Consider the following 19,086-nt stretch of genomic DNA (forward strand, 5'->3'; position numbering starts at 1 on the left):
CCCGGCGTCCCCCGGGCCACCCGGTCCGGTGTACGCGGGTCGCCCGGTCGGGCCGTCCCGTCGGCGTCACGCTCCCACCGGTCGCTGGTGACGACTACGGCCGACCGGCCGTGACCAGCGAGAAGGGGGTGCCTGCGGTGGACAACAACCTCTTCTCCCGTCGGCGTGCCGAACGCTTCGCGCAGCTTCTCGACGAGGCCAACGGCGGGCGGCGGCACCACGTACGGTCCCGGGCCGACGAGGAACTCGCCGCGCTCGTCGCGCTCGGTCAGCAGCTCACCGCCGACCGGCCCGACGTCGAGGTCGGGACGGAGTTCCGTACCGGTCTCCGGGCGATGCTGGTGGCCACCGCCGAGCGGGAGGGCATCGGCAACCCGGCGAAGCCGACGACCGAGACCGGCGCCGCCGGGCGTGGCTCGTTCCTGCCGGCGGTCACCGCCCGGCGGGCCCGGGCCCGGGGCGCGATCCTGGTCGGCGTGGCGGCCGGCGCGGTCGCCCTCTCCGGCATCTCCGCGGCCAGCGAGAACGCGGTCCCCGGTGACGCCCTGTACGGCATGAAGCGCTCCACCGAGCGCGCCCAGCTCGCGCTGGCCAGCTCCGACATCAGCCGGGGCCAGCTCTTCCTCGACTTCGCCCGCACCCGACTCGACGAGGCCGCCACGCTGCGTGGTGACCGGATCGGGTTCAGTGCCGTCCTCGACGACATGGACGCCGACACCCGCCAGGGCGTACGCCTGCTGACCGGTGTGGCGGCGCAGCGCTCCGACCCGGCGGCCCTGGACACGGTCACCACCTTCCTCACCGGGCAGCGGCGGGCGGTCAGCGGCATGCTCGACCGGGACGACCACGCCGAGCGGGACCGCACCCGGCGTTCGCTCGCCCTGCTCGACGCGATCGGCAGGCGTGCCACCGCGCTCCGCTCGGCGATCGCCTGCGGCCTGCCGGCCCCGACGGCCAGCGACATGCTCGGCCCCACCCCGGCCAGCTGCCCCGGCGACCGCTGATTTTCTCCTGGACCGCTCGGCGCGGCCCGACAGCCGTCCACGCCACACTTCCCCGCACGGGCAACCGACCGGCACCGCCCCCCGGCTACGCTCGCTGTGCAGGACGGTTCGCGGTCGTCGTACGGGGAGGGAAGTCGCGTGGTCCGCACCCGCAAGGTCACGGTCAGCACCGACGTCCACGGTCACACCGCCGGTTGGTCGGAGACGCCCGAGGCGCCCCCGGCCACCCCGACGCCGGATCCGGGCGCGGCGGCCTTCTTCGACGTGGACAACACGATGATGCAGGGCGCCTCGATCTACTGGTTCGCCCGCGGGCTGGCCGCCCGGAACTACTTCACCACCGGTGACCTGGCCCGGTTCGCCTGGCAGCAGGCGAAGTTCCGGCTGCTCGCCACCGAACACGCCGGTGACATGTCGCAGGCCAAGGAGGCCGCGCTCGCGTTCATCCACGGCTGGCGGGTCGACGACGTGGAACGGCTCGCCGAGGAGATCTTCGATGAGCTGATGGAGCCGCGGATCTGGGCCGGCACCCGCAAGCTGGCGCAACGCCACCTGGATTCCGGCCAGCGGGTCTGGCTGGTCAGCGCCGCCCCGGTGGAGATCGGTCGCGTGATCGCCACCCGGCTCGGGCTGACCGGCGCGATCGGCACGGTGGCCGAGGTGGTGGACGGGGCGTACACCGGCCGGCTGGTCGGCGACCTGATGCACGGGCCGGCGAAGGCCGAGGCGGTCCGCCAGCTCGCTGCGGTGGAGGGGCTGGACCTGACCCGCTGCGCCGCCTACAGCGACTCCGCCAACGACCTGCCGATGCTCTCCACGGTGGGGCACCCGGTGGCGGTCAACCCCGACGCCGCCCTGCTCCGGCAGGCCCGCGAGCACGGCTGGGAGGTGCGGGACTTCCGCACCGGGCGGCGGGCGGTGAAGATCGCCGTACCGTCGACGGCCGCCGCCGGGCTGCTCGCCGGGGCGGTCACCGCCGGGCTCGCGCTGCACCGGCGCCACCGCACCCCCTGACGGCGGGTCAGGGACCGAACGGGTCGGGGCGTCGTTCCAGCAGCTTGTGCAGGGTGTGCTGGATGGTCTCCCGGACCTGGTCGGCGAGGTTGAACACGACCAGCGGGTCGTCCGCCGAGTCGGTCAGGTGCGCGGTGGGGATCGGCGGGCAGAACTCGATCAGCCACTTGCTGGGCAGCGGCACCATGCCGAGTGGCCCGAGCCACGGGAACGTCGGCGTGACCGGGAAGTAGGGCAGCTTCAGCAGCCGGGCCAGCGGCTTGATGTCGGCGAGCATCGGATAGATCTCCTCGCCACCGACGATCGCCACCGGCACGATCGGGGTGCCGGTACGCAGCGCCGCCGAGACGAACCCGCCCCGGCCGAACCGCTGGAGCTTGTAGCGGTCGGAGTAGAGCTTGCCGACGCCCTTGAAGCCCTCCGGGAAGACGCCGACGAGTTCACCGTTGCCGAGCAGCCGCTCCGCGTCCGGGTTGCAGGCCACCGTGCCGCCGGTCTTGCGGGCGATCTCCGAGACCACCGGCATCCGGAAGACCAGGTCGGCACCGAGCAGCCGCAGGTAACGCCGGGCGGGGTGCTGGTCGTGCAGCGCGGTGGCGAGGATCAGCGCGTCGAGCGCGACCGTGCCGGAGTGGTTGCCGACCACCAGGCCGGGCCCGTCGGTGGGCACGTTCTCCAGGCCGCTGACCTCGGTGCGGAACCAGTCCCGGTAGAGCAGCCGGACCAGCGGGTGGAAGACGGCGTCGGTCAGGTCGGGGTCGAAGCCGAACTCGTCGACCTCGTAGTCGCCGGAGAGCCGCCGGCGCAGGAAGGCCAGCCCGCCCGCGACCCGCCGGTCCCAGTGGTCGTGCCGGTCCGCCACCGCCGGCCCGGCGGGTGCCGCCGGCCGGTCGTCCGTCCCCGCCGGCTCCGGCTCCGCCGACGCGGCCGGTTCGTCGGTCGCGGCGGTGTCCGGCTCGTCGAGCGGTGCCGGGTCGGCGGCGGCCACCGTCGCCCGGCGGTGTCCGTTGCGCCGCGCCGGCTCCGCATCCGGTCCGGCCACGGTCAGCGGTACGTCGTAGCGGGCGTCGCCCCGCTCGTCCCGGCCGGTCACGGGCGCTCCCGGACGGCCGAGCGGACCTGCCGGATGCCTTCCAGCACCAGCGCCTCGGCCACGCTCAGCTGGTCCCGGGTCACCACCACGCCGCCGTGGTGCGCGCGGATGAAGTCCTCGAACGCGGCGGCGGTGGTACGGGGCGTGAAGCCGTACTCCTGCTCCAGTCGACTGGTGTCCACCACCCGACCGTGCACGAAGAGGTCCACCTGGTCCAAACCGTAGCGGCCGAAACCGAGGCTGCGGGCGACGGCGGCGGCGCCGGAGAGGCCGGGCTCCAGCACCGGCATGGCCACCCGGCCGGCCCGCCGGATCGCCTGGGACAGGGAGAGCACGCCCGGCCCGGCGACGTTGTAGGTGCCCGGATGGTCCTCGACGATGGACCGGTGCAGCACCTCCAGGGCGTCGTCGAAGTGCACGAACTGGAGCCGGGGGTCGCGGCCGAAGACGGTGGGCACCACCGGCTGGGAGAAGTAGCGGGTGAGCGTGGTGTCGGCCGTGGAGCCGATGAACGGCGCGAAGCGCAGCACCGTGGCGGTGACGTCGGGCCGGCGGCGGCGGAAGCCGCGGACGTACCCCTCGATGTCGAGGATGTCGCGGCCGAAACCGCCGCGCGGCACCTCGCGCGGCTCGGTCTCCTCGGTGAAGACGGCGGGGTCGCGGAACGACGCGCCGTACGCGGCGGTCGAGGAGCGGACCACGAGCTTGCGCAGCCGGGGCGCCCGCTGGCAGGCGGCGAGCAGCTGCATGGTGCCGATGACGTTCTGTTCCTTCATGGCCGACCGGCCGCCGTGCTGCGGGTCGGGGGCACTGACCAGGGCCAGGTGGACGACGGCGTCGACGTCGAGGTCGGCGAGGAGGCCGCCGAGGGAGTCCAGGTCGAGGCGGACCCGTTCGACCCGGTCGAGCAGGTCGGTGACCTCGGGCCCGGGAGTGGTCGGGTCGACGCCGATGACCCGCTCGATGCGGGGGTCGGCGGCGAGCCGGGCGGCGACGTGGGCGCCGAGATAGCGGCCGACCCCGGTCACGACGACGACCCCCGGAGCACCTGGGGTGCCACCGGGGGTCATGTCGTGCGCCTCGCCCGGCAGGCGGGATCGAGCCGGGACGTGCGCGGCCTGATCACCTGAGCCTCCGAGAGTCGACAGTTGGCAAGTGGTGCCGGAAGCCGGGCCGTAGCCCGGCCCCGGTCACTTGCCGAGACGGCGACGCTGGACGCGGGTCTTGCGCAGCAGCTTGCGGTGCTTCTTCTTAGCCATGCGCTTGCGGCGCTTCTTGACCACCGAGCCCATACGACAGCCTTTCGATGCAACGTGCGGGGCGGACCGGGCGACACCACCACGGGTGGCGTCGGTGACCGCGTGCGGACAACGGACCGGACCAGCGTGTGGTGGGCAGGGCGCACCAGCGTGCGGTCACGGTCGGGCTCCAGGGTAGCCGGAGTGCGTCAGCAGGACCAACGCGCCCCCGTCGATGCCCGTTTACGTCGCACTCGCCGCAGCGTGCGGCGGTGCGTCAGGCGGTTTCCTGGAAGGCGCCCCGCAGGTATTCGTGCACCGCGTGCTCGGGGACCCGGAACGACCGGCCGACCCGGACGGCGGTGAGCTCACCGCTGTGCACGAGACGGTAGACCGTCATCTTGGACACCCGCATGACCGTCGCCACCTCGGCGACGGTCAGGAACCTGACATCCGACAGTCGAGCGTCGGACTGCGACCCGGCCATGGCTCACCGACCCATTCCCATGCCCGGCGCGTGCCGGGGCCGGCGGGATCGTCCCGTCGGAACGGCAACGCGCGTGTTACCAGTACGGTAGCGGGGCGGTTGTGACCGGCGCGATCCCTTCCTGCTGTTGATCATGGGGTACTGGCCGTTTTCCCAGTGTTGACCAGGCGTTTTACCCCCGGTTGAGTTCCTCGTCCCGTTGCCGGGACCGCTCCCGGCCCGGGCGACCGGGCCCGCTCACTCGGCGCGCAGCGCCACCACCGGGTCGAGCCGGCCGGCCCGCTGCGCCGGGACCACCCCGAAGACGATGCCGACCGCGGCGGAGACGCCGAAGGCGAGCGCCAGCGACCACCAGGTGATCGCGGCGGGGATCGGGGAGAACGCGTCGACCAGCAGGGCGGTGCCCACCCCGAGGGCCATCCCGGTCAGGCCACCGATGGCGGTGAGCAGGACCGCCTCCAGCAGGAACTGCACGCCGATGTCCCGGGGCCGCGCACCGACCGCCTTGCGCAGCCCGATCTCCCGGGTCCGTTCCCGGACGGAGACCAGCATGATGTTGGAGACGCCGACGCCGCCGACCAGCAGCGAGATGCCGGCGATCGCGGCCAGCACCCCGGTGAGCACGCCGAGGATGTCGCCGAGCACCCCGAGGATCTGCTGCTGGGTGACCGCGCTGAACTCGGTGTCCGGGTGCCGGCGGGACAGCTCGGCGGTGATCCGGTCGCCCAGTTCGCCGATCCGTTCCCGGTCCGGTGCCTTGACCGCGATGCCGTCGACCCGTTGGGTGCCCCAGAGCCGCTGCGCGGCGGTCACCGGCACGTGCACCTCGTCGTCGCGGTCCACGCCGAGGCTCTGCCCGAGAGGCGCGAAGACACCGATCACCCGGAACCGCACCCCGGCGAGCGCCACCTGCTGGCCGAGCGGTTCCCGGTCGGGGAAGAGGGCGGTGGCCACGGACGCGCCGAGCACCGCCACCCGCCGGCTGGTGTCGACGTCGGCCCGGGTCAGGTAGCGGCCCCGGGCCAGCGACCGGGTGAAGACCGCCGGGGTGGTCTCCAGCACACCCTGGACGGTGGTGAAGTCGGAGCGGTTGCCGGCCCGCGCGGTGGCGCCGGAGGCGACGGTGACCGCCACCCGGGACGGGTCGCCGACCACCCGGGTGACCGCGTCCACGTCCTTGAGGGTCAGCGGCGAGACCACCGGGGCGGTACCGACGTCGATCTTGCCGGGCACCACCAGGAGCAGGTTGGAGCCGAGCCCTTCGACCTGCCGCTCGACCTGCTGCTTGGTGCCGGTGCCGATGGCGACCAGGATCACCACCGAGGCCACCCCGATGATCACGCCGAGCATGGTCAGCGCGCTGCGCATCCGGTTGGCCCGCAGCGCGTCCAGCGCCACCCGCCACGCCTCGGCCACCCTCACCGGGCACCTCCCGCCGGCCGGTCCGCGTCGGGTGCCGGTCCGTCGCCGGCCGCCGGCTGTCCGCCGGTTCCGCCGACGGTGGTACGCGCGGAGAGCGCCGCCCCGCGCGGAAGGCGTCCGGTGGCTCCGGCGGCGCCACCGGAGCCACCGGACGGGTGCCCCGGACCGCTTCCGGACGCGGACCGGGGCTCCGCGCTGGGAGCGGCGTCCAGTGTCGCAGGTCGACCGTCGGGGTCCGACGGCGGTGGATCATGAAGCGGGCCGGCGGTCGCGGTGACCGTGTCGGATCGCACGAGCCCGTCCCGGACGGCGATCTGCCGGCGGGCCCGGGCGGCCACCTCCTGGTCGTGGGTGACCATCACCAGCGCCACCCCGGACTCGGCGTTCAGCCGTTCCAGCAGCTCCAGCACCGCCTCACCGGTCACCGTGTCCAGGTTGCCGGTGGGCTCGTCGGCGAGCAGCACCGCCGGGTCGGTGACCAGTGCCCGGGCGATCGCCACCCGCTGCTGCTCGCCGCCGGAGAGCTGGTTGGGCCGGTGGTGCAGCCGGTGCCCGAGCCCCACCCGGCCGAGCATCGCCGCCGCCCGTTCCCGCCGCTGCCGCGCGCCGACCCCCCGGTAGACCAGCGGCAGCGCCACGTTGTCCACGGCGGACGTACGGGGCAGCAGGTGGAACGCCTGGAAGACGAAGCCGATGGTCTCGTTGCGCAGGGTCGCCAGCTCCGGGGCGGTCAGCGTCGCCACGTCCCGGCCGCCGATCACCAGCCGGCCGCCGGTGGGCTTGTCCAGCCCGCCCAGCAGGTGCATCAGGGTGGACTTGCCGGAGCCGGACGGCCCGATCACCGCCACGTAGTCACCGGCGGCGATGGTCAGCGACACCCCGCGCAGCGCCGGCACCGACACCCCGTCCAGCTCGTACGTCCGGGACACGTCGACCGCCTCGATGGCCGGCACCCCGTCCGGCAGGACGGTGTTCACCTCAGCTGCTGACCGTCGCGGACCTGGTCGGCGCCCCGGACCACGACCCGGTCGCCGGCCTGCACGCCGCTGACGATCTGCACCAGGTCCTGCCCCTGCACACCCAGCGTGACGGGCACCCGGTCCGCCTTCCCGTCCCGCAGCACCCAGACCGCGTCCCGACCGTCGGCGGAGAAGACCGCCGAGGCGGGTACGGCCACCGCGTCGGCGGCCTCGCGTACCCGGAGGTGGACCACGGCGTTCATGCCGGGGCGCGGGGTGGGGGCGGCCTCGCCCTCGCCGAGGCGACCCGCGCCGAGGGCCAGCCGCACCCGATAGGTCACTCCGCCCCGGGCGGAGCTGCTGGGCAGCACGTCGACCGAGCGGACCCGGGCGTCGTAGGTGGCGCCGGTGACCGCGTCCAGCTCGACGGTGGCGGTCAGCCCGGCGCGGACCAGCAGCACGTCCGTCTCGTCGACCTGGGCGAGCAGCCCCAGCTCGCCGAGGTCGACGACGGTGAGCACGGGCGTGCCCGCGGTGACCCGGCCACCGGCCGGCACGGCGTCGTCCACGCCGGGCGGCGGGCCACCCTGGGCGGGCGCGAACGCCGACGCGTCGACCCCCGTCCCACCCGGACCGGCCGCGCCCAGCAGACCGGCCAGGTCGGTCGACCCGGTGCCGGTACGGGTGCCACCGGGCTGCACCACCCCGTCGACGGGCGCCCGCAGGGTGAGCGCGTCGACGGTCGCCTTCGCCAGGTCGTACGCCTGCTGGGCCTGGAGGCGTTGGGCGCTGGAGAGCGCGCCGACGGCGGAGTTCAGCCCCGCCACGCCACGCTGCACCGCGGCGACCGCGCGGTCGGCGGCGCGGGCGGCCGAGGCGTACTGCTGCTGCGCGGACTCGACCTGGAGCAGCAGCGCGGAACGCAGCTTCGCATCGCCGATCTTCCCGGCGGCGGTCGGGCCGCGGCGAACGCGTCGGCGGCGGCCCGGTCGGTGCCGCGCCGGCTGCCGCCCAGGTCACCGACCCCGACGCCCCGGCCGGCGCGCTTCGCGGCGCGGAGCGCGTCGCGGGCCTGCCGGAGCCGGTCCTGGGCGGACGGTGAGCTGATCACCGCGAGCACCTGCCCCCGGCGTACCCGCTGTCCGGGCTGGACACGCAGGCTGGCGAGGGTGCCGTCGGCGGGGGCGGTGAGGGTCGCGGCGGATCGGGCGGTCACCGTGGCCGGGGCATCGATCACCTCGGCGACGGCGGACCGGCCGACCGGGGCGAGCGTGACGGAGGACTTCTCGTCACCGCAGGAGGCGGCGGTGGTGCCGGTGAGGGCGACGACGGCGAGGAGGGCGGTGAGCAGGCGGGGCCGCGTGGCGATCGAGGGCCGCGGCGAGTGGGTGCGGGCCACCCGACCCATGCTACGACCCGTCGACGGGTGTCGACGTCACGGCCGGGCCTCGGTCCGTGGTCAGCCGACCACGCCGCGGACGTAGGCGACGCAGTCGTCGTGCAGCGTGGACCACTGCTCGCCGAAGACCCGCTCGGACGCCTGCTCGACGGGGTCCCGGTCGTGGATCACCGCCCGGAAGAAGTCCAGCAGCCGCTGTTCCCCGTACCGGTCGACGAGGTGCCGGACGGCCAGGTAGCCGATCCCGTAGCTGCCGCCCACCCGGTCGTCGGCCGCGTTGTCGGGCGGGGCCAGCCCGTCCAGCCGGCCGTTCCACCCGCTCCCGACGAGTTTCCGCACCTCGGCGAGCCCTTCGTAGCGCCGCACCGGTTGGCCGTCCGCGCCGGCGTACTCGGCGAGTCCCTCCACCAGCCACCAGTTGGCCCGGCCGGAATAGCCCCGGTCGGGCAGCGAGGCGGCGTGGGTCAGCTCGTGCCGGAGCAGGTCGTCGGCCCCGGCGGAGGTCAGGCTCGCCGCGTTCAGCACCACGTCGTGGTGGCCGCCGCCGACGCCGACCGCGTAACCGGCCGTCCACGCGGGACGACCGCCGCCGTACCAGCGGGACCATTCGTCCCGACCGGCGTAGAAGACCAGATAGCGGTCGGGTGGCGCGGTGCCCACCGCGTACAGGTCGGCGACCTTCGCCGCCGTTTCGGCCTGGGTGAGCAGGGCGGGCAGCCGGGCCCGCAGTGCGGGCGTGGTGGCGACGACGGTCCGCTTCCCGAACGCCACCGCCAGGTCGCTGACCTCCCAGGGCCGGGCACCGGCCGGCGCGGCCCGGGACTCGTCGAACGCGAGCAGCCGGGGCTGCTCACCGGCCTCCCGCCAGCGGGTGCCGATCACCACCGTGGCCGGCGTGCACTCCGGCACGACGAAGCAGTAGCCCACGCTGACCGGCAACTCCCACTCCCCCGGTCGGCCGGCCACCGCGTGGGCGCCTCGTCCGCCGCCGGCCGCCACACGGTCACCCGGAGCGCCCGCAGCGCCGCGTACCGCCGGGTCAGGCCGGCGCGGGCCGCCGGCTCCGCGACGGCGAGGAACCCGGCCCGGTCGCCGCCGAGCAGCGCCGCGGCCTGCCGGTCGAGTTGCGCGGTGATCCGCGTGCCGAGGCGACGGGCCGCGGCGGTGGCCGCGTCGTCGCCGGTGGCCGACCGGCCGGCCGCGTCACCGACCAGCCCGACCAGGAGTACGGCGGGCAGCGCGCAGCTCAGCAGCACGACCACCGCCGCGAGCGCCGCCCACCACCCCCACCGCCGCCGACGCTGCGGCTGCGGCTGCGGCTGCGGCTGCGGCTCAGCTTTCTGGGCCGCAACGGGTTCGTCGACCGGGGCCAGCGCGGGGGCGGGAACCTGTGCGAGGGCCGGAACCTGCGCGGGGGCCGGTATCTCCGCGAGGGCGGGAGCCTGCGCGGGAGCCGGGGCGGGCTGAAGGATCGGTGCCCGGCGGGAACGGGGAACGTCCGTGCCGGTGGCGACCGTCTCACCGCCCGGGCGCGGTCCCGGAGCTGTGGCCCCTTCACGTCCGGCAGTCGGATCATCGGCTTCGGGCGGCGCAGTGTCCGTGGTCACCTCACCGGGCTGCTGGTCGCCGTCAGTCACCGGCGAAGGGTACGACCAATCGGGCGATCCGGTCCAGACCAACCCGCGCGTCCGGGACGCGCGGTGACAATCGCTCTTCGGGAGCGGACGCAGTCGGCTGCCTACGAACTTGAACGCATTGGTGAATCACCGACCGCCGGCAGCGCTCGAGGAGAGCGGTGATCGACTGATTCATTGATGTAATCAAGTTCGTAGGCAGTAGAGCGGCCCCTCCGTTCCAGTCGGCCGCGACAGGCCGGCGGGCCGAGCCGATCGGAGCGAACCGGACCCACCAGACCAGGCCGAACCGACCGGACCGGACCAGGCCGAGCCAGGCCGAGCCAGGCCGAGCCAGGCCGAGCCAGGCCGAGCCAGGCCGAGCCAGGCCGAGCCAGGCCGAGCCAGGCCGAGCCAGGCCGAGCCGAGCCAGGCCGAGCCGAGCCAGGCCGAGCCGAGCCGAGCCGAGCCAGGCTGAGCGGGCTTGGCCGGGGGCGGAGCAGGTCGGGCCGTGAGCAGGTCAGACGGGGTCGCCGGCGAGGCGGAGCAGGGTCTTGTCGACCGCCCAGAGCACGACCAGCAGGGTGGCCGGCACCGGGTGGCCGGCGAGCGCGAGCAGCACGCCGCCGGTGACGAAACAGGCGGCCTGCACGGCGAGCTTGCCGGGCGCCGGCAGCGCCACGGCGGCCCTCGGTGAGCAGAAGACGCCCCAGACGACGGCGATCAGCAGGGGCGCACCGATGCCGGCGACGAGGCGTACCGGCCACCCCGCGTCGAGGGTGAAACCCCACCAGCCGGCGGCGGCGAGCATCGCCAGCTCCAGCAGGAACGCGAGGGTCGACAGCAGGGCCTTCATGAGGAACTCCAGTTTCGGAACGCGGTGTCCAGGACGGCCACCAACTGGTCGAACGAGCGGTCGATGCCGTGGGGCAGGCCGAATCCGCCGGCCGCCTCCAGGGTGATGAAGCCGTGCACCGCGCTGCGGAAGATCCGGGCGGCGTCGACGGCGTCGTCGCCGGTCAGGCCGTACCCGATGAGGATGGCGTAGATCGCGTCGAGCGCGCGGCGGCCGGCCGCGACGTGGTCGGGGTCGCCGGCGTCGGGCACCTGCTGGGCCGCCGGGTAGCGGCCGGGGTGCCGGTGGGCGTAGTCGCGCCAGGCGGCGGCGACGCCGCGCAGCGCGTCCACCCCGGCCCGTCCCCCGGCGGCGGTGGTCATCTCGTCGGCGAGTTCCGCGAGGGCCAGCGCACCGAGTCGCTGGTTCAGCGCGTCGACGCCGCGGACGTGCTTGTAGAGGCTGGGCAGGGCGACGCCGAGCCGGCCGGCGAGCGCGGCCAGGGTGAGCCGGTCGTAGCCGACCTCGTCGGCGAGCCGGGCGGCCTCGCGGACGACGGTCTGCGGCGTCAGGCCGGCCCTAGGCACCGGAGGTCACCGCGAGGAACTCGACGAGCTGGGCGGCGGTGGCCGCCGGCTGGTCGGCGTGCGGGTAGTGGCCGGAGTCGTCGATCATGCGCGCCTCGGCGGTGGTGAACTGCCGGCGGGCGGCCCGCGCCTCCGCGCCGGGGTCCGGGAAGTCGGGGTCCTTCGTACCCATCAGGACCAGGACCGGCTGGCGCACCTCGCCGGCCCGCGCGGTCCAGTGCGGCGCGACCGGCGCGACCACCCCGCGCACCGCGTCCATCCGGCCGCGCAGCGCCGCCACCAGCTCCTTGCGGTACGCCGCGTCGTCGGCGGGCCGCGCGGCGGGGAAGAGCGTCTTGTGGAACATGCCGAACAGCCGGGGGCTGCGCAGCACCACCGCCTGGACGGCCCGCAGGACCGCGTTGGGCTTCGGCTCGGCGACGAACGGGCTGAGCTGCACGATGCCGTTGACCAGCTCCGGCGCGTCGGCGGCGGCGAAGACGACGGCGGCACCGCTGGACGAGCTGCCGACCAGGGTGGCCGGGCCGCCGCCGAGGGCACGCACCACGGCCAGCAGGTCGGCGCCCACCTCGGCCGGTGCGTACGTCGGCCAGTGCGGGCTGGAGTCGCCGTGCCCCCGCACGTCGACGGAGGCCACCCGGTGACCGGCCTGGACCAGGAGCGGGATCAGGTGGCGGAAGGACCGGCGGTTCTCTCCCATGCCGTGCGACAGGACCACCAGCGGCCCCTCCCCGTGCACCTCGTACGCAATGGTTCCGTCGTCGCGCGCCAGCTGGCTAATCATCATAGCCAAAAAGCTAATACACTTAGCTTCACTGCGTCAACCCCTGCCCGAAACGCAGAAGGGCCGACGGGAAACGCTTCCCGTCGGCCCGTGCGACCGGTCGAGCTACTTCTTCGAGACCAGGGCCCGACCGAAAAACATGAGGTTGGCCGGGCGCTCGGCCAGCCGGCGCATCAGATAGCCGTACCAGTCCTCGCCGTAGGGCAGGTAGGTGCGGACCGTGTAACCCTCGCCCACCAGGCGGGCCTGCTCCTCGGGGCGGATGCCGTAGAGCATCTGGAACTCGAAGCGGTCCGGGCCACGGTCGAACCAGCGGGCCCGGTCCTCGCCGATGGCGATCAGGCGCGGGTCGTGAGTGGCCAGCATCGGGTAGCCCTCGCCGGACATCAGCACGTTCAGGCAGCGCACGTACGACTTGTCCACCTCGCGGGCCGACTGGTAGGCCACCGACTCGGGCTCCTTGTAGGCCCCCTTGCACAGCCGCACCCGCGACCCCGACCCGGCCAGCTCCCGGCAGTCCGACTCGGTCCGCCGCAGGTACGCCTGGAGCACCGCACCGGTCGCCGGGAAGTCCTTCCGCAGCTTGGCCAGCACGTCCAGGGTCGAGTCGGTGGTGGTGTGGTCCTCCATGTCCAGGGTGACCGTGGTGCCCGCCGCGTCGGCCGCCACGCAGATCGCCCGCGCGTTGTCGTAGGCGAGCTGCTCGTCGAACTTCTGGCCGAGGGCGGAGAGCTTGACGCTCACCTCCGCCGCCGGGGTCAGGCCCGAGCCGTGCAGCATCGACAGCAACTTGAGGTATTCGTCCCGGGTGGCGTTGGCCTGCTCGGGGGTGACGGTGTCCTCGCCGAGGTTGTCGAGGGTGACCGCAAGGCCGTCGGCGACGAGTTCGCGGGTCGCGCGCAACGCGTCGTCCGTGCCGGCGCCGGCGACGAACCGGCGGACGACGTCCCGGGTGAAGGGAGCCGTCGCGACGAGCCGCTCGACCTGGGATGACCGGGAGGCGGCGAGGATGACGGAACGGAGCATGAGCCGAGCGTAACGCCCGCCCACCGCCCCCCGCCCGGCGGCGGCGGCGAACGTGACGCAGGGTTGCCGGGGGTCCCACGGCTGGCGGTGATCGGCTACAACGTTCACGTGGACCCACGCCCCCGACGCCGACTCCGGTCGGCCACCGTGCAGCTCGGCGCGCTGACCGCTCTCGCGCTCGCCCTCTCCGGCTGCAACAACGGCTACGACGACGACGATGACGACTGCGCGCTGGGCCCGGCCGGCGGTGGCGGCGACACCGTGGCGGTGGCGCTGCGGCTGCCCGCACCGGCCGCCGCCCGGACCGCGCCGGAACCGGTCGCCGCGCCGGTGCCGGAGCGCGGCGGGTTCGGCACCCACCTCGCCTCCTGCGGCGGCTGAGGTGCGGCGCGAGGCCAGCACCCCCCGCCCCGACTGGGACGACACCATCCGCTCCCAGGGCCTGGTGTACGTCGACACCGAACTGCCCGACGGCGAGATCATGTCCTACTGGGACGAGACCGCCGCGTACGCCTTCGAGCTGGACGAGGTGCTGCGGCTGGAGGAGGCGACCGAGGAGCTGCACCGGATGTCGGTGGCCGCCGCCGAGCACGTGGTGGCCCGCCACCGGTACGCCGAGTTCGGCATCCCGGCCTGGGCCGCCGAGGCGGTGGCCCGCTCGCTGCGGGAGGCGCCACCGACGCTCTACGGCCGCTTCGACCTCTGGTACGACGGCTCCTGGCCGCCGAAGCTGCTGGAGTACAACGCCGACACCCCGACCTCGCTGGTCGAGGCGGGCATCATCCAGTGGTTCTGGCTGGAGGAGACCCACCCCACCGCGGACCAGTGGAACAGCCTGCACGAGCGGCTCGTCGGTGCCTGGGCGAAGATCGGCGCCGGCCTGCACGACCGGCGGGTGCACGTGGTCTGGTCCAACGAGGAGGAGTCCGGCGAGGACCAGATCACCGCCGGCTACCTGGCCGAGACCGCCCGCCAGGCCGGGCTGGACGTCACGCTGCTGCCGATCCAGCAGATCGGCTGGGACGGCCGGCGCTTCGTCGACGCCACCGACCGTCCGGTCACCACCTGCTTCAAGCTCTATCCGTGGGAGTGGATGCTGGCCGAGCCGTACGGGCCGCTGGCGCTGGAGCCGGGCACCCCGACCACCTGGATCGAGCCGGCCTGGAAGCTGCTGCTGTCCAACAAGGCGCTGCTGGCCGTGCTCTGGGAACTCTTCCCCGGCCACGACTACCTGCTCCCGGCGTACCTGGACTCGCCGCGCGGGATGTCGGAGTACGTGGCGAAGCCGCTGCTCGGCCGGGAGGGCGGCTCGGTCCGGATCGTCACCGGCGACACCGAGTTCACCAATCCTGGCATCTACGGCGACGAGGGCTTCTGCTATCAGGAGTTCCGGGCGCTGCCGGAGTTCGCCGGCAACCGGACCGTGCTGGGCAGCTGGATCGTCGACGGCGAGTCCGCCGGCGTCGGCGTACGGGAGAGCGAGAGCCTCATCACGGACGGTTACGCGCGGTTCCTCCCGCACTACATCGACACGCCGCGCACCCCGTGAGTCGTCTACCGTTGGTGTCGTGAACTTCGACGCGTACGCCCGGACCGGCGTTGACCTCGTCAACGCCCGCCTGGACGACCTCGACGACCTGCGAGCCCTCTTCCCCGACGAGAACGCGTGGATGCGCGACGAGGTCGCGGAGCGGGACCTGGCGATCTTCCGGCGGGCGCAGAAGCGGCTCCGCGACGTCTTCGAGTACGGCACCTCGGGGCGGGACACGCAGGCGGTGGCCGAGCTGAACGCCATGCTGGAGGCGTTCCCGGTGCAGCCGCGCATCTCCGGCCACGACTCCAGCGACTGGCACATGCACGTGACCAGCCGGGGCGCGTCGGTCAGCGCCGAATACCTGGCCGGGGCGGCCTGGGGCCTGTCGGTCTGGCTGTGTGAATACGGCAGCGCCCGGTTCGGGGTCTGCGCCGACGACCGGTGCGGCAACGTCTATCTGGACACCTCGTCGAACTGCTGCCGGCGGTTCTGCTCGGAGCGCTGCGCCACCCGCTCGCACGTGGCCGCGCACCGGGCCCGCAAGCGGGCCGCCGTCGGCGAACAGGTCACCGTCACGTCGACCGCCGACGCCCTGACCCCGGTCAGCTGACCCCCGCCCGCACGGGGCGCGTCAGGCGTCGACCGGGGACGGGGCGGTCAGGTTGGCGCGGGCGAACTCCAGGGCCTCGCGCAGGTCGGCCTCGCGTACGGCCCGGCTCTTCGCGCCCCGGGTGGTGACCTCCACCGCGACCGAGCCGGTGAAGCCCCGCCCGGCGAGCGAGCGCAGCAGCTCGGCGCAGGGCTGGCTGCCGCGCCCGGGCACCAGGTGCTCGTCGCGCCCCTCGCCGGTGCCGTCGCCGAGGTGCACGTGGGCCAGGCCGGCGCCCATCCGGTCGGCCATCGCCAGCGCGTCGGTGTGCGACGCGGCGCAGTGCGACAGGTCGAGGGTGTAGGAGGCGTACCCGGTGTCGGTGGGGTCCCAGCCGGGGACGTACGGGACGAACTGCCGGCCGGCCATCCGGACCGGGTACATGTTCTCCACCGCGAAGCGCAGCCCGCCGAACTGGCCGGCGATCCTGTCGAGGCCGTCGGCGAAGTTCCGCGCGTAGTCCCGCTGCCAGGTGAACGGCGGGTGCACCACGACGGTGGGTGCCTCCAGGGTCTCGGCCAGCTCGGCGGCCTTGCGCAGCCGCTCCCACGGGTCGGGGCTCCACACCCGCTGGGTGACCAGCAGGCAGGGCGCGTGGACGGAGAGCACCGGGACGCCGTAGTGCGCGGAGAGCCCGCGCAGCGCGCCCGGGTCCTGGCTGACGACGTCGGTCCAGACCATCACCTCGACGCCGTCGTAGCCGAGCGCCGCGGCGAGCTGGAACGCCGCCGCGGTCCGCTCAGGGAAGACCGAGGAACTGGAGAGGAGCACCGGGACGCGGGAAGTCACACCCCTCAGGGTAGCCGCCCCCGGCGCGGAGCATCCGGACGAGCACCCGCAAAGCGCCCAGACCGTACGGCGCGGATCACATCGGCGCGAGCTGATCCAGCCGGCGGAGGATGACGCCCTCCCGCAGCGCCCACGGGCAGATCTCCAGGGTCTCCACGTCCAGCCGGCGCAGCACCGCCTCGGCCACCACCGCCCCGGCCAGCAGCTGGTGGGCCCGGCCGGTGCTGACCCCCTCCAGTTCGGCCAGCTGTGCCGGTGGGATGTGCCGGATGAAGCCGAGCACCTGCCGCAGCCCGGTACGGGTGAGGCTGCGCCGGGCCCACAGCCCGGCGTTGGACGGGGCCGCGCCGGCCAACCGGGCCAACATCCGGAACGTCTTCGAGGTGGCGACCGGTCGCTCCCAGCCCACCTCGGTCAGCTTCTCCAGCACCGGGTCGAGCAGCTCGTCGACGTACTCCCGGAGTTCCTCCACGGCCTCGGCGGGCGGCGGCAGGGTGCCGGCCGGATCGACCCGCAGGCGCTCGCGGCTCAGCCGCCCCGCGCCCAGCGGCAGCGACACCGCCACCGCCGGGTCCTCGTCGATGCCGGCCGCGAGTTCCAGCGACCCGCCGCCGATGTCCATCGCCAGCAGCCGACCGGCGGACCAGCCGAACCAGCGCCGGACCGCGAGGAAGGTCATCCGCGCCTCGTCCGCGCCGGAGAGCACCGCCAGCCGTACGCCGGTCTCCTCGCGGACCCGGGTCAGCACCTCGGCGGCGTTGGTGGCGTCCCGGACCGCGGAGGTGGCGAAGGCGAGCAGGTCGTCGGCGTCCAGGCCGTCCGCCGCCGCGCGGGCCATGCTGACCGCCTTGACCAGCCCGTCCGCGCCCGCCTCGGTCAGCGCGCCGTCCGGGCCGATCTGCTCGGCGAGCCGGAGCACCACCTTCTCGGAGTGTGCCGGCCAGGGGTGGGCACCGTGGTGGGCGTCGACCACCAGCAGGTGCACCGTGTTGGAACCGACGTCGAGGACACCCAGTCGCATGCTGAAGACCCTAGGGCCAACACGTTTCGGCGGCTCGCCAGCCGGTCGGGGTCACCCCGCGTACGCTGGGCCGGGTGACAGGCCAGATCGAGCTGCAGGTGCTGGTGGACGACCCCGACGACCCGCGGAGCCGCGAGGTGGGGCTGGACTTTCCCCGCGAGTGGATCGAGTTCACCGACCCGGCGGACGAGAAGCATCTCGTCCGGGCCGACCTGACCTGGCTGCTGTCCCGCTGGACGTGCGTCTTCGGCAAGGGCTGCCACGGCATCGTCGCCGGTCGGGCCCAGGACGGCTGCTGCTCGCACGGCGCGTTCTTCACCGACGCCGACGACGAGAAACGGGTGAGGGCGGCGGTGAAGCGGCTCACGCCGGAAACCTGGCAGCACTTCCGCAAGGGCTTCAAGAACTGGACCGAGAACGACACGATCGACGGCAAGAACCCGGCCCGGCGGACGGCCACCCGGGCCGTCGACGCGCCCTGCGTCTTCCTCAACGACGCCGACTTTCCCGCCGGGGGCGGCTGCGCGCTGCACGCCCAGGCGCTGCGCGACGGGGTGCACCCCCTGGAGTACAAGCCGGACGTCTGCTGGCAGCTGCCGATCCGCCGGGACCAGGACTGGCACGAGCGCCCCGACAACACCAAGGTGCTGATCTCCACGCTGACCGAGTTCGACCGGCGGGGCTGGGGCGCGGGCGGGCACGACCTGGACTGGTGGTGCACCTCCTCCACCGACGCGCACGTCGGCGCCGAGCCGATGTACGTCTCGTACGGCCCGGAGTTGACCGCGCTGATCGGCGCCCCGGCGTACGCGAAGCTGGCCGAGCTCTGCGGCGCCCGGCTCCGCCAGGGCCAGGTCGCCCCGCACCCCGCCAGCGAGTAAGGAGGGGCCCCTTGTTAACGCCTCCGGTATAGGAAGGGGCCCCTGTTAACAACCGGGAGCACGGGCTCAGCCGAGGGCGGCGTCGACCAGGGCGCGGGCGGTGCGCTTCGCCGCCTCGGCGACGGCCGGGTCGGCGTCGAGCACCCCGCCGGCCAGTCCGCCGTCGAGCAGCAGGGTGAGCTGCCGGGCGAGCAGTTCCGGTTCGGCCGCGCCGGCCCGCCGGGCCAGGTCGGTCACCCAGGCCCGGACCACGTTCTTGTGTTCGACCGTACGGGCGTGCACCGGGCTGCCGGCGGGCGACTCGGCGGCGGTGTTGATGAACGCGCAACCGTGGTAGCCCTCCCGTCGGCAGGCCCCGGTGAGCGCGTCGAACATGCCGACGAGCTGCGCCCGCGGCTCGTCCCCGGCGTCCCGGGCGGCCGACCGCAGCGCCCCGAACCACGCCTGGTCGACCTTGTCCAGATAGGCCAGGACCAGGTCGTCCTTGCTGGGGAAGTGCTTGTAGAGGGTGGCCTTCGCGACGCCCGACTCGGCGATCACCGTGTCCACCCCGACCCCGCGCGGCCCGTACGCGTAGAAGAGCCGGAACGCGGTGTCCAGGATGCGCTCCCGGGCGGAGCCGGCAGGGGTACGCGGCGCGGGCATCGGCGGTCCTTCCTCGGGGTGGCCCGGAGAAGTCTACAGACGGGTCCGTCTCCCCCGGCCGTCAGGACGTGACCGCGCACACCATCGCAGTAGACAGACCTGTCTG

The 19,086-nt window shown here is 74.1% G+C and carries 20 protein-coding genes and 2 pseudogenes; 6 read left to right on the forward strand and 16 right to left on the reverse strand.

From position 1 onward, the window contains the following. The first annotated feature begins 137 nt into the window (after nt 1–137). Together MRQ36_RS10105 and MRQ36_RS10110 are read left to right on the forward strand one after the other, a co-directional pair. A complete protein-coding gene (locus MRQ36_RS10105) occupies nt 138–1,004 on the forward strand; it encodes a DUF5667 domain-containing protein (RefSeq protein WP_242800987.1) in 867 nt (288 codons plus the stop codon). 138 nt (nt 1,005–1,142) lie between these two features. Then, nucleotides 1,143–2,018 carry an HAD family phosphatase gene (locus MRQ36_RS10110; protein WP_242794613.1) on the forward strand — a complete coding sequence of 292 codons (876 nt, stop codon included), beginning with the start codon at nt 1,143–1,145 and terminating at the stop codon, nt 2,016–2,018. A 7-nt stretch (nt 2,019–2,025) separates the two neighbouring features. Here MRQ36_RS10110 and MRQ36_RS10115 read toward each other — a convergent pair whose 3' ends face one another. The 13 genes and pseudogenes from MRQ36_RS10115 to MRQ36_RS10175 all read right to left on the reverse strand — a co-directional run bounded on the left by MRQ36_RS10115 (nt 2,026) and on the right by MRQ36_RS10175 (nt 13,461). Then, a complete protein-coding gene (locus MRQ36_RS10115) occupies nt 2,026–2,880 on the reverse strand; it encodes a lysophospholipid acyltransferase family protein (RefSeq protein WP_242800989.1) in 855 nt (284 codons plus the stop codon). Between the two features lie 227 nt (nt 2,881–3,107). After that, nucleotides 3,108–4,181: an NAD-dependent epimerase/dehydratase family protein gene (locus MRQ36_RS10120; protein WP_242794614.1), complete on the reverse strand. Its 1,074-nt coding sequence runs from the start codon at nt 4,179–4,181 to the stop codon at nt 3,108–3,110. A gap of 120 nt (nt 4,182–4,301) precedes the next feature. Beyond that, complete coding sequence (locus MRQ36_RS10125) at nt 4,302–4,403, reverse strand: 30S ribosomal protein bS22 (protein WP_007465623.1); 102 nt, start codon at nt 4,401–4,403, stop codon at nt 4,302–4,304. Between the two features lie 223 nt (nt 4,404–4,626). Then, entirely contained in the window at nt 4,627–4,836 is a 210-nt protein-coding gene (locus MRQ36_RS10130) for a helix-turn-helix domain-containing protein (RefSeq protein ID WP_046564428.1), read from the reverse strand. Between the two features lie 237 nt (nt 4,837–5,073). After that, entirely contained in the window at nt 5,074–6,258 is a 1,185-nt protein-coding gene (locus MRQ36_RS10135) for an ABC transporter permease (protein WP_242794615.1), read from the reverse strand. Nucleotides 6,259–6,356: 98 nt separating this feature from the next. Next, nucleotides 6,357–7,235: pseudogene (locus MRQ36_RS10140) on the reverse strand (ABC transporter ATP-binding protein); the annotation flags it as partial. After that, a pseudogene (locus MRQ36_RS10145) lies at nt 7,232–8,625 on the reverse strand (efflux RND transporter periplasmic adaptor subunit). The pseudogenes MRQ36_RS10140 and MRQ36_RS10145, both read right to left, overlap by 4 nt. Before the next feature lie 51 nt (nt 8,626–8,676). Next, on the reverse strand, nt 8,677–9,555 hold the full coding sequence (locus MRQ36_RS10150; RefSeq protein ID WP_242794616.1) for a hypothetical protein: 879 nt from the start codon (nt 9,553–9,555) through the stop codon (nt 8,677–8,679). Further along, entirely contained in the window at nt 9,495–9,878 is a 384-nt protein-coding gene (locus tag MRQ36_RS10155) for a hypothetical protein (RefSeq protein WP_242794617.1), read from the reverse strand. The genes MRQ36_RS10150 and MRQ36_RS10155 overlap by 61 nt, the downstream gene beginning before the upstream one ends. An 871-nt stretch (nt 9,879–10,749) precedes the next feature. After that, nucleotides 10,750–11,085 carry a YrdB family protein gene (locus MRQ36_RS10160; RefSeq protein ID WP_242794618.1) on the reverse strand — a complete coding sequence of 112 codons (336 nt, stop codon included), beginning with the start codon at nt 11,083–11,085 and terminating at the stop codon, nt 10,750–10,752. Then, nucleotides 11,082–11,651 carry a TetR/AcrR family transcriptional regulator gene (locus MRQ36_RS10165; protein ID WP_242794619.1) on the reverse strand — a complete coding sequence of 190 codons (570 nt, stop codon included), beginning with the start codon at nt 11,649–11,651 and terminating at the stop codon, nt 11,082–11,084. The genes MRQ36_RS10160 and MRQ36_RS10165 overlap by 4 nt, the downstream gene beginning before the upstream one ends. Beyond that, nucleotides 11,644–12,438 (reverse strand): alpha/beta fold hydrolase, encoded by a 795-nt coding sequence (locus MRQ36_RS10170; RefSeq protein WP_242794620.1) that lies wholly within the window; start codon nt 12,436–12,438, stop codon nt 11,644–11,646. Before MRQ36_RS10170 ends, MRQ36_RS10165 begins: the two co-directional genes overlap by 8 nt. A gap of 102 nt (nt 12,439–12,540) precedes the next feature. Further along, the gene (locus MRQ36_RS10175) at nt 12,541–13,461 is read right to left on the reverse strand and encodes a proline dehydrogenase family protein (protein WP_242794621.1); all 921 of its coding nucleotides are present in this window, start codon (nt 13,459–13,461) and stop codon (nt 12,541–12,543) included. A gap of 108 nt (nt 13,462–13,569) precedes the next feature. Here MRQ36_RS10175 and MRQ36_RS10180 point away from each other — a divergent pair, with 108 nt between their 5' ends. The 3 genes from MRQ36_RS10180 to MRQ36_RS10190 are packed head-to-tail and all read left to right on the forward strand — an operon-like array spanning nt 13,570 to nt 15,605. Further along, on the forward strand, nt 13,570–13,842 hold the full coding sequence (locus MRQ36_RS10180; RefSeq protein WP_242794622.1) for a hypothetical protein: 273 nt from the start codon (nt 13,570–13,572) through the stop codon (nt 13,840–13,842). A gap of 1 nt (nt 13,843) precedes the next feature. Continuing rightward, nucleotides 13,844–15,010 carry a glutathionylspermidine synthase family protein gene (locus MRQ36_RS10185; protein WP_242794623.1) on the forward strand — a complete coding sequence of 389 codons (1,167 nt, stop codon included), beginning with the start codon at nt 13,844–13,846 and terminating at the stop codon, nt 15,008–15,010. A 19-nt stretch (nt 15,011–15,029) separates the two neighbouring features. Then, nucleotides 15,030–15,605: a CGNR zinc finger domain-containing protein gene (locus tag MRQ36_RS10190; protein ID WP_242794624.1), complete on the forward strand. Its 576-nt coding sequence runs from the start codon at nt 15,030–15,032 to the stop codon at nt 15,603–15,605. 21 nt (nt 15,606–15,626) lie between these two features. Here MRQ36_RS10190 and MRQ36_RS10195 read toward each other — a convergent pair whose 3' ends face one another. Together MRQ36_RS10195 and MRQ36_RS10200 are read right to left on the reverse strand one after the other, a co-directional pair. Continuing rightward, on the reverse strand, nt 15,627–16,433 hold the full coding sequence (locus MRQ36_RS10195) for a sugar phosphate isomerase/epimerase (protein WP_242794625.1): 807 nt from the start codon (nt 16,431–16,433) through the stop codon (nt 15,627–15,629). A 76-nt stretch (nt 16,434–16,509) separates the two neighbouring features. Next, the gene (locus tag MRQ36_RS10200) at nt 16,510–17,454 is read right to left on the reverse strand and encodes a Ppx/GppA phosphatase family protein (protein WP_242794626.1); all 945 of its coding nucleotides are present in this window, start codon (nt 17,452–17,454) and stop codon (nt 16,510–16,512) included. A 74-nt stretch (nt 17,455–17,528) separates the two neighbouring features. Between MRQ36_RS10200 and MRQ36_RS10205 the strand changes: the two genes are divergently transcribed. Beyond that, nucleotides 17,529–18,335: a hypothetical protein gene (locus MRQ36_RS10205; protein WP_242794627.1), complete on the forward strand. Its 807-nt coding sequence runs from the start codon at nt 17,529–17,531 to the stop codon at nt 18,333–18,335. Nucleotides 18,336–18,401: 66 nt separating this feature from the next. Here the strand turns inward: MRQ36_RS10205 and MRQ36_RS10210 are convergent, their stop codons facing one another. Continuing rightward, a complete protein-coding gene (locus tag MRQ36_RS10210; protein ID WP_242794628.1) occupies nt 18,402–18,980 on the reverse strand; it encodes a TetR/AcrR family transcriptional regulator in 579 nt (192 codons plus the stop codon). Between the last annotated feature and the right edge of the window lie 106 nt (nt 18,981–19,086).

This window comes from Micromonospora sp. R77 (assembly GCF_022747945.1).
GTDB lineage: Bacteria > Actinomycetota > Actinomycetes > Mycobacteriales > Micromonosporaceae > Micromonospora.